Annotated in this window: 11 protein-coding genes; 8 read left to right on the forward strand and 3 right to left on the reverse strand. The window is 37.1% G+C overall.

Going from position 1 to position 12,066, the window contains the following annotated elements:
* Positions 1 to 377 precede the first annotated feature (377 nt).
* The 4 genes from BHF68_RS05425 to BHF68_RS15910 all read left to right on the forward strand — a co-directional run bounded on the left by BHF68_RS05425 (position 378) and on the right by BHF68_RS15910 (position 5,335).
* Positions 378 to 644, forward strand: coding sequence for a hypothetical protein (locus tag BHF68_RS05425; protein WP_069642641.1), 267 nt, complete (start codon positions 378 to 380; stop codon positions 642 to 644).
* A 176-nt stretch (positions 645 to 820) separates the two neighbouring features.
* Positions 821 to 1,786: a carbohydrate kinase family protein gene (locus BHF68_RS05430; protein ID WP_069642642.1), complete on the forward strand. Its 966-nt coding sequence runs from the start codon at positions 821 to 823 to the stop codon at positions 1,784 to 1,786.
* Positions 1,786 to 2,244, forward strand: a complete 459-nt coding sequence (locus BHF68_RS05435) for a VanZ family protein (protein WP_069642643.1) — start codon at positions 1,786 to 1,788, stop codon at positions 2,242 to 2,244. Before BHF68_RS05430 ends, BHF68_RS05435 begins: the two co-directional genes overlap by 1 nt.
* A 148-nt stretch (positions 2,245 to 2,392) precedes the next feature.
* Complete coding sequence (locus BHF68_RS15910) at positions 2,393 to 5,335, forward strand: S-layer homology domain-containing protein (protein WP_069642644.1); 2,943 nt, start codon at positions 2,393 to 2,395, stop codon at positions 5,333 to 5,335.
* A 109-nt stretch (positions 5,336 to 5,444) separates the two neighbouring features.
* On the opposite strand, the gene BHF68_RS05445 is transcribed toward BHF68_RS15910, so the two are convergent.
* The 3 genes from BHF68_RS05445 to BHF68_RS05455 form a co-directional block, all read right to left on the reverse strand.
* Positions 5,445 to 5,663 (reverse strand): hypothetical protein, encoded by a 219-nt coding sequence (locus BHF68_RS05445; RefSeq protein ID WP_069642645.1) that lies wholly within the window; start codon positions 5,661 to 5,663, stop codon positions 5,445 to 5,447.
* Positions 5,664 to 5,779: 116 nt separating this feature from the next.
* The gene (locus BHF68_RS05450; RefSeq protein ID WP_069642646.1) at positions 5,780 to 5,995 is read right to left on the reverse strand and encodes a DUF2922 domain-containing protein; all 216 of its coding nucleotides are present in this window, start codon (positions 5,993 to 5,995) and stop codon (positions 5,780 to 5,782) included.
* 85 nt (positions 5,996 to 6,080) lie between these two features.
* Positions 6,081 to 6,305: a DUF1659 domain-containing protein gene (locus BHF68_RS05455; protein ID WP_069642647.1), complete on the reverse strand. Its 225-nt coding sequence runs from the start codon at positions 6,303 to 6,305 to the stop codon at positions 6,081 to 6,083.
* 351 nt (positions 6,306 to 6,656) lie between these two features.
* Between BHF68_RS05455 and BHF68_RS05460 the strand changes: the two genes are divergently transcribed.
* The 4 genes from BHF68_RS05460 to BHF68_RS05475 all read left to right on the forward strand — a co-directional run bounded on the left by BHF68_RS05460 (position 6,657) and on the right by BHF68_RS05475 (position 11,972).
* Entirely contained in the window at positions 6,657 to 6,944 is a 288-nt protein-coding gene (locus BHF68_RS05460) for a hypothetical protein (protein ID WP_069642648.1), read from the forward strand.
* 335 nt (positions 6,945 to 7,279) lie between these two features.
* Positions 7,280 to 9,367 (forward strand): S-layer homology domain-containing protein, encoded by a 2,088-nt coding sequence (locus BHF68_RS05465; protein WP_069642649.1) that lies wholly within the window; start codon positions 7,280 to 7,282, stop codon positions 9,365 to 9,367.
* A 292-nt stretch (positions 9,368 to 9,659) separates the two neighbouring features.
* Positions 9,660 to 10,064, forward strand: a complete 405-nt coding sequence (locus BHF68_RS05470) for a toprim domain-containing protein (protein WP_245669638.1) — start codon at positions 9,660 to 9,662, stop codon at positions 10,062 to 10,064.
* Between the two features lie 144 nt (positions 10,065 to 10,208).
* Complete coding sequence (locus BHF68_RS05475; protein ID WP_069642650.1) at positions 10,209 to 11,972, forward strand: phospho-sugar mutase; 1,764 nt, start codon at positions 10,209 to 10,211, stop codon at positions 11,970 to 11,972.
* Positions 11,973 to 12,066 lie beyond the last annotated feature (94 nt).

Genomic DNA, 12,066 nt, shown 5'->3' on the forward strand with positions numbered 1-12,066 from the left:
CCGAGCTTTTCAACAACTTTGGAAGAACGCTTTCCATTTTCGTAAATTGATTTAACCACATATAAAGATGCAGCATTTTTTGAATTAACAATTTGTAGCCTCATTTATACACCGTCCCCTTGTCGATTGCTTATATTATAACACATTGTGAAACATTGTGCACTATATAAATAGAAAAATTGACAAAAAAATAAGCCTACATCAAGGCTTGTTGGGATTTTTTCTTTATTAAAGTGTCAAAGACCCGGGCACCAATAGCTAATTAAAAGCTTTATCATAAAACTAGCAGAAGACGAAGTAGGAAATATATACCTTAGCAAAGAAAGTGAGATATGATATTATAATATAGAATGGAATGGAGGAGCGGAGGTAAACGAATGGAACAGCAAATATTGCAACTTATCTTGGACAAATTAGATAAGATTGAATCAGGTCAGGAAGCTATGCGCAAAGAAATGCAAGAAATGAAGCAAGAACAACAAGGAATGAAGCAAGAGCAACAAGGAATTAAAGCAAGAATTAAACGATTGGAAGAAGGACAAGAAATGATTCTAGAGTTTTTAAAAAATATGGAACAAACACTGGTGAATTGCGAGAAAGACCATGAATTTATAGAGAAATTAAAGAAGGTTGCAGGAGAGTAGAGTATAAGTCCTATCCTATATAAGATTGAATTAGTAGCAAAAATTATTCTTAGACCCCTAGTGGGTCTATTTTTATACTATAGTTATTTGCAAGTATACACATAGACGATTCAGTATAATAATAGTATGATAGAATACGTCAACGAACTATTGGGAAGGATAGGGGAGCTGTGGGTATGGGTAATGATGCAAAGGTTTTAGTAATAGGAACGATATTCGTAGATTGTAAAGGATTTGCTAGAGATGAGTACAATCCTGATGCTAGGAACTTAGGAAAAATTAAGTTTTTCCACGGTGGTGTGGCTCGAAATGTCGCTGAAAATATGGCTAAGTTGAATTTGCAAACTACACTTATGGCCTCAGCAGATGCAACACCGTTAGGGAAAGATGTAATAGAGCGCTTAGAAGCTGCTAAAGTAAGCACAAAATACATAAAAGAAGCTAAGGAAGATGGCATGGGTATGTGGCTAGCTATTTTGGACAAGCAGGGGAGTCTATCAGGTTCAATTTCGCAAATGCCAGATTTAGCACTACTTAAGCAAACTATAGATGAGAATATAACTGAAATAGCCAACGAATTCACAGATATTGTCCTAGAGCTGGATTTAAATATAGATATAACTAGTAAAGCGATTGCAATTGCAAAGGAACATAACAAAAAAATCTATGGTATTCCTGGAAACCTCGATGTTATATTGTCAAACCCGGAGATTTTAAAGGATATGGATTGCTTTATATGCAATAACTTTGAGGCTGATCGTTTGTTTGAAACGGATTTTACCAATAGTAGTCTAGATTTTAAAAGGCAGCTAGTAGAAACTTTTGCTAAAAAGCTAAGAATTCAGTTTTTCGTTGTTACTCTTGGTGGAGACGGTTCAGTATATTACGATGTTAATTCTAAGGCGAGTGGATACCAACCAGTTTTTCCTGTCAATGTAGTGGAATCGACTGGGGCGGGGGATGCGTTTTTCTCTGGGACGGTTATGGGTTTGATAAAAAACAAACCATTATCGGAAGCTGTAATATGTGGCACGAAGGTAGCGGGCTGGACAATTGAGTCGGTGGAAAACTGCTGTGAAGATCTTAGTGAAAAAATTAAAGGCGACGAACTCTTCAGAGATGTAGAAAAAGTTACAGTATAATGAATAAATCAAGCAAATACATTTCCTGGGCTTGTGTGCTATTTTGGATGGCGCTGATTTTTTATCTTTCTCATCAGCCTGCCACAGAATCAAATGAATTGAGCACAGGTATTACAGAACTTATAAAACAATTTATAGAAAGAGTTATGCCACATATTGCAATTGACATAAGCACACTGAATTTCATTATCAGAAAGGGTGCTCATTTCTTTGCTTACTTAGTTCTAGGGGTACTTGTTATCAATGCTTTATGGGCTAGTGGATTTAAAGGCTGGCGGATGGCTGGAGTCGCTTTTGTAATTTGTGTATCTTACGCAATTACAGATGAAGTGCATCAGTTGTTTATCCCAGGTCGTAGTGGAGAAATTCGAGATGTCATAATCGATAGTGCGGGTGCATTAGTTGGAATTAGCATATACTATCTGCTTCGAAGTGCGTATGGTATTAACAAGACATAGATATTTATCTGTATAATAAACAGTCCGAAATTAAGCGGGCTGTTTTTGTTTTGTAAAATTTCATAAAAATTTGTCAGAAATAGCAGGAATTTAGCAAATTTATGCAGAATAGGGAAATCAAATAAGTAATAGTAAGAGGAGGTAGGTAATGTATAAGGTCTATCGAGTTATTGTTACTGCTATTGTCTTTTGCGGGCTAATGTTACTTAGCTGGAATTTCACTAGTGCCGTAGATTTGCTTGAGTTTGAAGGTGAGGGAACCAAAGAAAATCCATATCAAATTGCAACACCAGAACAATTAGATTTAGTTAGACAACATTTGGACAAGCATTTTATTCAAGTTGCTGATATTGATCTATCGGAATATTTATCGAGTGGAGGGGCTGGTTACAACGATGGATATGGATGGGAACCCATAGGTATTTCTTTAGGGAATGCTTTTATAGGTACATACGATGGTCAAGGTTATACAATTTCTAATCTAGCAATAAATAGAAGTAATCAAGATCATATTGGTTTATTTGGTTATGTTGGTAATAACACAACAATATCGTTTAATATAAAGGTAACTATAAAGCGTATAGGTTTATTGGATGTTAATATTAATGGAAATGACTTTGTGGGCGGATTAGTTGGAACTTTACAACATGGAGAAATTCATGAGTGCTACGTAACTGGAGATGTTGTAGGGACAGGATTTAGAGTCGGTGGATTGGTTGGATCGAATAATAGGCGAGTAGAGAATTCTTATAGTAAAGCTTCTGTTACAGGAAGTTCTATGGTTGGTGGACTAGTAGGAGCTAACGTAAGTACATCAGCGAGAGTTATAAATTGCTATTCAGTTGGAAGAGTTGCGAGAGTAGGTACAATAGGATTAGTTGGCGGTTTAATTGGGTATAATGAACCAAATGTGAGCGTATGGATAAATAGTTATTATAACTCCAATACTTCGGAACAATCAGATACTGGAAAAGGGTTCGGAAGGACAACAGCTGATATGAAGAAGAAGTCGACTTATGAAAACTGGAATTTCGATGCGGCTGAAGATAGCGTACAGCCTATTTGGCATATCAATGAAGAAATCAATGACGGATACCCGTATTTAATGGCTTTTTTGAAACATGAGGAAGTTAAGGGTTCGAATTCAAGCTTAGCAGAACTTTATCTGTACGTAATTGATGATTATGGAACAAAGAGTTTAGCAGAAATAATGCCAGAGTTTGCTAAGGAACAGCACCATTATTCAGCGATTGTTACTGAGTCTGTATACCAAGTTAAACTTAGGGTATTACCTGAGGATGAAAAAGCTACAATTATAGTTAATGAAGATACTATTGACATAGACGGTCTTTCTCGAGTAATTCCTTTGGAAATAGGGACTAATGATATCGTTGTAGTGGTAATTGCAGAAGATAATGAATCATCACAACACTATGTATTGATAGTAACTAGAATAGAAGACAACTTAGGTGAACCTGGTGAAAAAAATCCTGAGCCGGGCGACCCTGAGCCAACAGAACCTGAACCAACCGAAACTGAACCAAGTAATCCTGAACCAAGTAATCCTGAACCAAGTAATCCTGAACCAAGTAATCCTGAACCGAGTGACCCTGAGCCAATCGACCCTGGACCAAGTGACTCAGAACCAAGCGACCCTGGACCAAGTGACCCAGAGCCATTCGACCCTGAACCAACAGAAAGTGAGCCAGAATTACAGAATGGTTATATAGAAGAAGATGAAAAACTTGATAGTAACTTATTAAACTTAGAACAAGCAGTGATAAATCTGATTAGAATTCAACCAAATATGGAAGCTACGTTGATAGAGACAGGTCAAATTGTTATAAATTTAGATGAGTTGATTAATGCAGAACAGTTGGTGCAATTAGACTATAATGCCATAATACATGTTTCTATATTACACTCATCACAAACTATTGTTACACTTTCTGGATCAATGACTAAGTTTTTGATTGAAAAAAGAACCAAATTACATATAGAGACAGCTAATTCAATACTCTATTTTCCGCTTGATGAATTAAACAACATAGATATTTCACTTGAACATTTACAAAGCTTAAATTTTGAGATTAATGACGCATCTGAGAAAATAGAAATATTAGCAGCAGATGCTGAAATTATTAATCCAGTTGAGTTTTTAGTATATGTAAATTTGGATAGTTCAACAGAAATACAAGATAGTAATCAGCTAGTCGATGTTAAAGAAATTAATCAGTTCAATGTTTACATAGCTAGAGATATTAAGATGCCAAGTGATTGGGGATTTGAACAAGTGGGTACGGGAGTATATATAACTGATACGGGTGAATATTATCATGTGCCGACGACATTTTATGAAGCTGACGGAGTTAAGTATGCCCGTATATTGAGCTTGACTAATAGTATTTACGGGCTATTAGTAGTAAAAAGCAGCTCTTTTGTAGATATGATTGACCATTGGGCTTATGAGTCAGTAAAAAATTTAACTGATAGACAAATTCTTAAAGGAATAAATATAGATGGAGAGCTATATTTTGAGCCTAACAGGAATATAACAAGAGCGGAGTTCGTTACTATTCTAACTAGAGCAGTAGGGTTACATGCGGGTAAACAATATAGTCACAGTAATTTAGACTATACAAGCATATCTAATCCACAGGGTGTAATGTATGTTGATATTGATGAAAAGGATTGGTTTGAACATTATATTAGGCTGGCCAAAACTAATAACTTAATAAATGGTTATAATGATCAAACTTTTCGACCACTAGATTATATTACGAGAGAGCAAGCAGTTGTTATATTATATAATGCAAAAAACTTCGTACATGCGAAAACGTCTAGTGGGCAAAAGATTAATTATAACGGTGGAATAGATTACAGTGCTAGTACAGATATTGACAAACTTATGTTATATGCTGATGCAAAGCAAATTTCATCTTGGTCTATAGAAGCATTTCGATTATTGGTTTCAGAGCAATTAATTAAAGGGTATGAAGGTAAACTGCATCCTAAAAACAACCTAACACGTGCACAGGCGGCTGTGTTAATAGAAAGATTATTAGAGTATATAAAATTAACCAATAATTAAATTAAATTAAAGTTAAGTCGAAGTCAAAACAAAGTCAAAACAAAGTTAAAGCGAAATTTAAGGGGATCATTTCGATCCCCTCGCAGTTATTATTGCTTGTTTTTTAAAATTACAATTTCTGTTCATCATTTTTTTTAATACCTTTTAGCATAGAAAGTATCTCACGCTGGATAGTAACACTTTTTGTCAGTTTTGATTGTAAATCCCTTTGGTAGTCCATTAACTGAGTTTCACGCTCCCTTGAGTCCATACGATTTGTAATAATTAAATACACAGCTACAGCTCCGAAAATAAACTCTGATACAAGCTTAAATAGTATTTCTTCCATAGATTTTCACCACCCTAATAACTTTATCTAAATTTGTAAAATACGAATAAAAGGCCACCTTGAGCTAAGCTCTAAGGTGGCCTTGATAAAGATTAGTAAAATAAGTTTTTGGCACATTACTCAAAATCTATTTCTTGCACTGTGCGTTCAATAATGCGGGCACCGACTTTTTCTACTAAGCCACCGCCATGTTCAAAAGCATCAGCAGCCAAGATTTCATCCATTGCTGCTTGCACTGATTGAGCATCTATAGGTTCAAGTGGATTATCAACGCCGATTCTAGTAAGCTTACCTTCAGCGTTACGAAATACTAATTCGAGTTTCTTTGACATTTAAAGCCCTCCTTTCTCTTAGATATTCACTGTTATCTATTAAAATGTAATTGTTTAACTTGCTTGTAGTTAAGCTAACTTGTTGTTACTCTTGTTCTAAAGAACTAGTATCAGTTCTGTCAATCCCGTAAAGTGGGAATTCCTGTAATGATGCCAGGGCGACGGCTGTATTAAAAACAGCTTCGTCAGTGGCCATAGGCTTAATGCGTGAATAGTTTTTTCTACGTAAGATAGAAAAACCAAATGCATCCGTACCAGTTTCGAGTACTAAGCTAACACGGCTATCTACACGATCACTTATAACTGCCATTAGCGTGACCTCCTTTCGTTTAGATATTCAAATCGATTTGACACTTTATATAATGCAATACTAACCAAAAAAGGGGAACAAAATTGAAGTATACTGTGATATACTATTAAGACACAAAAGGACAAAACATCCTCTAAAATACCAAATATCACTTGACTAGCACAGGTGTTCGCTGTATAATTAAGATAACGGAACAAAAGTTCTATGCATCGGGATTATTTCAGTCTATGTTCTACTATCAGATATTAAAAGTTTAATGATGATAGTATAACGGCAACTAAGGAATTCACCTACGTCTATGACTTGGCGATTTCCAAGTTTTGTTTATGAAAGTATGGTGAGGTGATTCTATTGAGTGAAGAAATGTTTAGAATTATGATGGAAGAAATCAAGGACATCAAGGCGAACATGGCAACAAAGGATGATCTAAAGGGCTTTGCAACAAAGGATGACATCAAAGAAATTCGAGAAGAGATGAAGAACTTCGCAACGAAGGATGACATCAAAGATATTCGAGAAGAGATGAAGAACTTCGCAACAAAGGATGACATTAAGCATCTAGACGCTAAGATTGACATGGTTGCCAAGGAACTTTACGATAGCCTTCACACACTTCTTGAAGTTATGGACAAAAAATAACAGATGTCAGAGACATGCAGCAGATTCAGATTGACAAGCATGAGAGTGCTCTTGAAGTACTAAATAAAAGAACATTAGTGTTGGAAGCGGAGCAGGTACGTATTAAAAAGCACTTATCAATGGTGTAAGTTAGAGCGAGCTTATCTATATTAATAATATTGAGCCTAATCGTTGGAGGATTTATCAATCTTCTGTGGTTAGGTTTTTATTTTGCCTAATTTGGAAAAAAGATATACTAGACTGATATACTAAAAGCTGTTTTAATGTATATTGTGAGTATATACGAAAAGTGTATACGATGTTGTAACAATAAAACCAATTTAGGAGGAATAGCATTGAAAAAAATTACGGTTAAGATTACTTCTATTTTAATCGCTTTAGCTATGGTGTTTACGTTTGTACCAGCTAGCGTTGTTGCTACTGAGGATGTAACAGAACAAACTGAGCAGCAAGAGCAGGTTGAAGAAGTAGTAACTGAGGAAGAAGTAGTAACTGAGGAAGAAGTAGTAACTGAGGAAGAAGTAGTAACTGAGGAAGAAGTAGTAACTGAGGAAGAAGTAGTAACTGAGGAAGAAGCAACAACTGAGGAAGAATCTACTGAAACTGTAGTTTTTGATGATATTAACCATTGGGCTAAAGATCAAATCCTTAAAATGCATGCAAAAGGTGTAGTTTTAGGTGATGACCAAGGTAAGTTCAACCCTAACAACAATATTACACGCGCAGAGTTTACTGCTATGGTAAACCGTGTGTTCGGTTTTGTTGCACAAGCAGAACTAAGCTTTACTGATGTACAAGGTGATGAGTGGTACGCTGAAGACTTAGCTAAAGCTGTAGCGGCAGGCTACATTGACGGATATCCAGATGGAACTATGCTTCCTAACAACTATATCACTCGTCAAGAAGCAGCAAAAATTGTTGTAGAAGTATTTGGCTTTGCTGATATGTCAGCAGTTGAAGGTAATGAGTTTGCGGATTTCGCATATGTTGGCGAGTGGGCACAGAACTATGTAGCAATCGCTAAAGAGAAAAGCTATGTAAAAGGTTACGAGGATGGAACTTTTAAACCACAAAGTAACATTCGTCGTGGTGAGACAGTACAAATGCTTGTGAACTCCACAGGTGAAATTATCACGGAAGCTGGAACATACACTGAAGACTTCGCAACTAACGTAGTTGTAAGAAGTGCAGATGTAGTATTAGAAGATTTAACTATTGAAGGAGACTTATACCTAGCTCCAGGTGTTGGAGAAGGTGAAGTAGTACTAGAAAATGTTGTAGTAGAAGGTACAACGTTTGTAGCTGCTAATGCTAATCTTGCTGGAGAATTTGCCACAGTAGTTGTAAATGCCCCAGTAGCGGTTAATATAGTAGAGCAAGCATCAATTACTAACTTTGTAGTAAACAATAAAGCAGCTGGTGCTAACATTACTGCTATTGCAGCTATGGTGTTTGAACCAAAAGCAGCAGTAAAAGTTAACGGTCAAGATGTAGTAGCAGGATCTAAAGTAACTGTAAGTGGCGGTGGTGAGACTGTAGTTGAGCCTCCATCGTCTCAAGATCCAATAGTAGAAGAAGAGCATTCAGTATATGAGTTTAGCTTTGAATTACCAACTGAAATCGTAGCAGAAGAAGATGTGGAAGTTGCAGTAACATTTGCAGCGACAGAAGTTAAAGACTTAGGATATGAGAATGTACGCTTTGCATTCGCAGTAGCAACTGATGTTGAAGATGCAGAAGTAACATTTACAGCAGTAGATAGCGAAGGAACTGAGTACACGTTTACAAATGAAGGAGCATGGGGACCTGCAGCAGGTTTTGCAATCCCAGCAGATTACACAGCAGCAACTGACTGGACATTAAACTTCTCTAAAGCAGGAACATACACAATTACTTTCCAATTAGTAACTGTAGATGGTGAAGTTTTAGTTGAAGGAACTCAAGAAGTAGTTGTGTTAGAAGAAGCAACAATCGTAGAAGAGCATTCAGTATATGAGTTTAGCTTTGAATTACCAACTGAAATCGTAGCAGAAGAAGATGTAGAAGTTGCAGTAACATTTGCAGCAACAGAAGTTAAAGACTTAGGATATGAGAATGTACGCTTTGTATTCGCAGTAGCAACTGATGTAGAAGATGCAGAAGTAACATTTACAGCAGTAGATAGCGAAGGAACTGAGTACACGTTTACAAATGAAGGAGCATGGGGACCTGCAGCAGGTTTTGCAATCCCTGCAGATTACACAGCAGCAACTGACTGGACATTAAACTTCTCTAAAGCAGGAACGTACACAATTACTTTCCAATTAGTAACTGTAGATGGTGAAGTTTTAGTTGAAGGAACTCAAGAAGTTGTCGTATTAGAAGAAGCAACAGAAGAAGTAATTGAAGAAGAAACAACTGAAGAAACGACAGAAGAAGTATAAATTATAGGTTTGGTATAATATTTAACTATGAGACAGCTAGTATGCGGACACGTTTCGCTTGCTAGCTGTTTTTCTATGTGTGTACTATAACTCCATGTTTTTTAGGGAGTATTTGTTAATGTAGATTAAGGTTCGTTGTAAAATATTACAAATGATATATAATATATATTACAATAACATGAAATATTGGGGCGGAGTTTGTATAGAATAACCTAACAGCATCGTCGTTACTCGGCGATGTTTGAGTATTAATGGGAAAGATAAAATAGTGTTTAGGAGGTGGTTTGTTAATATGATCAACGAGAATATGTACAACGAAAATATGCATAATGTTAACTCAGTAAACTCTGATTGCAAGAAAGTTATTATTGTCGAAGGCAAAAACGATAAAAATAAGCTGCTAGAAATTTTAGCGGAGCCTGTACATATAATCTGCACTTACGGCACGCTAGGGGAAGAGAAAATTAACGACCTGTTATTACCATATGAAGATGAAGATGTATACGTACTTGTCGATGCAGATGAATCTGGAAACAAAATTCGCAAGTGGATTAAGCAAATGCTGCCTAATGCCACCCACATCTATACGAGAAGAATGTATGGTGAGGTTTCAAGTACACCACTAGAACATTTAGCTAAGGTTCTAAAAGATGCCCATTTTGAAGTTCATGACTTAGATATTGACTATGATTCTTAGCAACCATATATTCCAATATAATTGTGTTTGTTAGCATAATATTTGCTATACTGAATATAATCATTCTTAGCGCCATTTTAACGATAAGGTAGGCGGAAATACAAATAGACACGCAAAAGATTCACATAAGGAGAGGATTGAAGCATGAGCACTAATTACTCAACAGAGTATGCCAAATGGCTAGAATTTGAACAGCTTGATCCAGAGCTTAAGGAAGAGTTAGTACTTATTAAAGACAAGGACGAAGAAATACAAGAACGATTCTATGGAAACATCCAATTCGGCACTGGGGGGCTAAGGGGAATTCTCGGGGCAGGTACTAGTAGGATGAATGTGTATATGATTCGCAAAGCAACCCAAGGTTTAGCTAAATCGATTGAAATCGCTTGTCGAGATAAAAAATTGACCTGTGATGAGGTGATTCCTTCAGCTGTTATCGCCTACGATTGCCGACACAAATCACGATTATTCGCTGAGGAAGCTGCTCGCGTCTTAGCGGCGAATGGTATTCGTGCATATGTGTTTCGAGAGCTGCAGCCAACGCCAACCCTGTCGTTTGCTGTCCGTGAGCTGCAAGCAACTACGGGAATAGTAGTGACGGCTAGCCATAATCCGCCTGAATATAACGGCTATAAGGTGTATTGGTCAGATGGAGCCCAGGTTGCATCTGAACGAGCTAATGAAATTATGGATAACATTGAAGCAGTAGAAGATATTTTTGCTATCCCACTCATTACTCTAGAAGATGCTGAAGAACAGGGATTACTCGTGTGGCTAGATACTGATGGTGAAGTCCTAGAGTCGTACTTCAAGCATGTAGAAGAAATTGTTCTGCAGCCAGAGATGATTCAGCGCCAAGCTGAAATAAACCCTCTGAAAATTGTGTTCACTCCTCTTCATGGAACGACTGGTAAGCCACTACCACGTGCACTTGAGCGTGTAGGTTTTAGTAATATTACGATTATAAAAGAACAGGAGCATCCAGACCCTAACTTCTCCACAGTCGCTTTTCCAAACCCTGAAGAGCCGGCGGCCTTTGAGCTGGCACTTAGTTACGCCAAAGATGTCGATGCCGATATTATCATTGGAACAGACCCAGATGGTGACCGCTTGGGAGTGTTAACGAAGGGTGGTCAGGGTGATTACGTACTGTTAACAGGCAATCAAACGGGCGCTATTTTACTAGAATACATACTATCTCAGCGAAAGGCTCAGGGAACCCTGCCTGCAAATGCCATCATGATTAAAACAGTTGTAACATCAGAACTGGGTCGTGTAATTGCTGATAATTACGGTGTGGAAACAGAGGATACATTGACAGGCTTTAAATATATCGGTGAACGAATTGAGGAATATACGCAAACAGGGTCTAAAGAGTTCCAGTTTGGTTATGAGGAAAGCTATGGCTACTTGATAAAAGATTTCGCTCGTGATAAGGATGGGATCCAAGCTGCTGTCATGGCTGCGGAGGTTGCGGCTTATTATAAATCAAAAGGCAAGACACTCTTTCGAGGGCTTCAGGAAATCTATCAGAGGTACGGCTATTATAAAGAAGCATTAGAAACGATTTCACTAAAAGGACTTCAAGGACAGCAGCAAATCTTAGCTATGATGACAAAGCTTCGCAAACAACCACTAAAAGAAGTGGCAGGTTTAGTAGCTACAGAAATAGCGGATTACGAAACATCAGAAAAGCAACTATTGATGGAATCCAACTTGACAGCTATAAAACTTCCGAAATCGAATGTTATTCGCTACACTCTCGAAGATCAGTCTTGGTTTTGTGTACGACCGTCTGGAACAGAACCGAAAATTAAGTTCTACTTTGCTGTGCAGGCGGATACAGAAACGGAAGCTGATAAGAAGTTAGAGAGCATCAGGTCATTTGTTATAAAACATTTTACATAATAATTAGAGCACATTACATCTAACTACTTAACTAGAGCACTTTGCATCAAACACAGTAATGATTTGCTAGAAAATCTGTTGAAATTTTCATTGA

This window comes from Desulfuribacillus alkaliarsenatis, assembly GCF_001730225.1.
Taxonomy (GTDB): domain Bacteria; phylum Bacillota; class Bacilli; order Desulfuribacillales; family Desulfuribacillaceae; genus Desulfuribacillus; species Desulfuribacillus alkaliarsenatis.

What these genes read in the sequence shown, in the direction of transcription:
- BHF68_RS05435 (WP_069642643.1), top strand. Translation starts at nt 1,786, where the DNA reads ATGAATAAATCAAGCAAATACATTTCCTGGGCTTGTGTGCTATTTTGG.
- BHF68_RS15910 (WP_069642644.1), top strand. Translation starts at nt 2,393, where the DNA reads ATGTATAAGGTCTATCGAGTTATTGTTACTGCTATTGTCTTTTGCGGG.
- BHF68_RS05430 (WP_069642642.1), top strand. Translation starts at nt 821, where the DNA reads ATGGGTAATGATGCAAAGGTTTTAGTAATAGGAACGATATTCGTAGAT.
- BHF68_RS05425 (WP_069642641.1), top strand. Translation starts at nt 378, where the DNA reads ATGGAACAGCAAATATTGCAACTTATCTTGGACAAATTAGATAAGATT.
- BHF68_RS05450 (WP_069642646.1), bottom strand. Translation starts at nt 5,995, where the DNA reads ATGTCAAAGAAACTCGAATTAGTATTTCGTAACGCTGAAGGTAAGCTT.
- BHF68_RS05445 (WP_069642645.1), bottom strand. Translation starts at nt 5,663, where the DNA reads ATGGAAGAAATACTATTTAAGCTTGTATCAGAGTTTATTTTCGGAGCT.
- BHF68_RS05470 (WP_245669638.1), top strand. Translation starts at nt 9,660, where the DNA reads ATGATCAACGAGAATATGTACAACGAAAATATGCATAATGTTAACTCA.
- BHF68_RS05455 (WP_069642647.1), bottom strand. Translation starts at nt 6,305, where the DNA reads ATGGCAGTTATAAGTGATCGTGTAGATAGCCGTGTTAGCTTAGTACTC.
- BHF68_RS05475 (WP_069642650.1), top strand. Translation starts at nt 10,209, where the DNA reads ATGAGCACTAATTACTCAACAGAGTATGCCAAATGGCTAGAATTTGAA.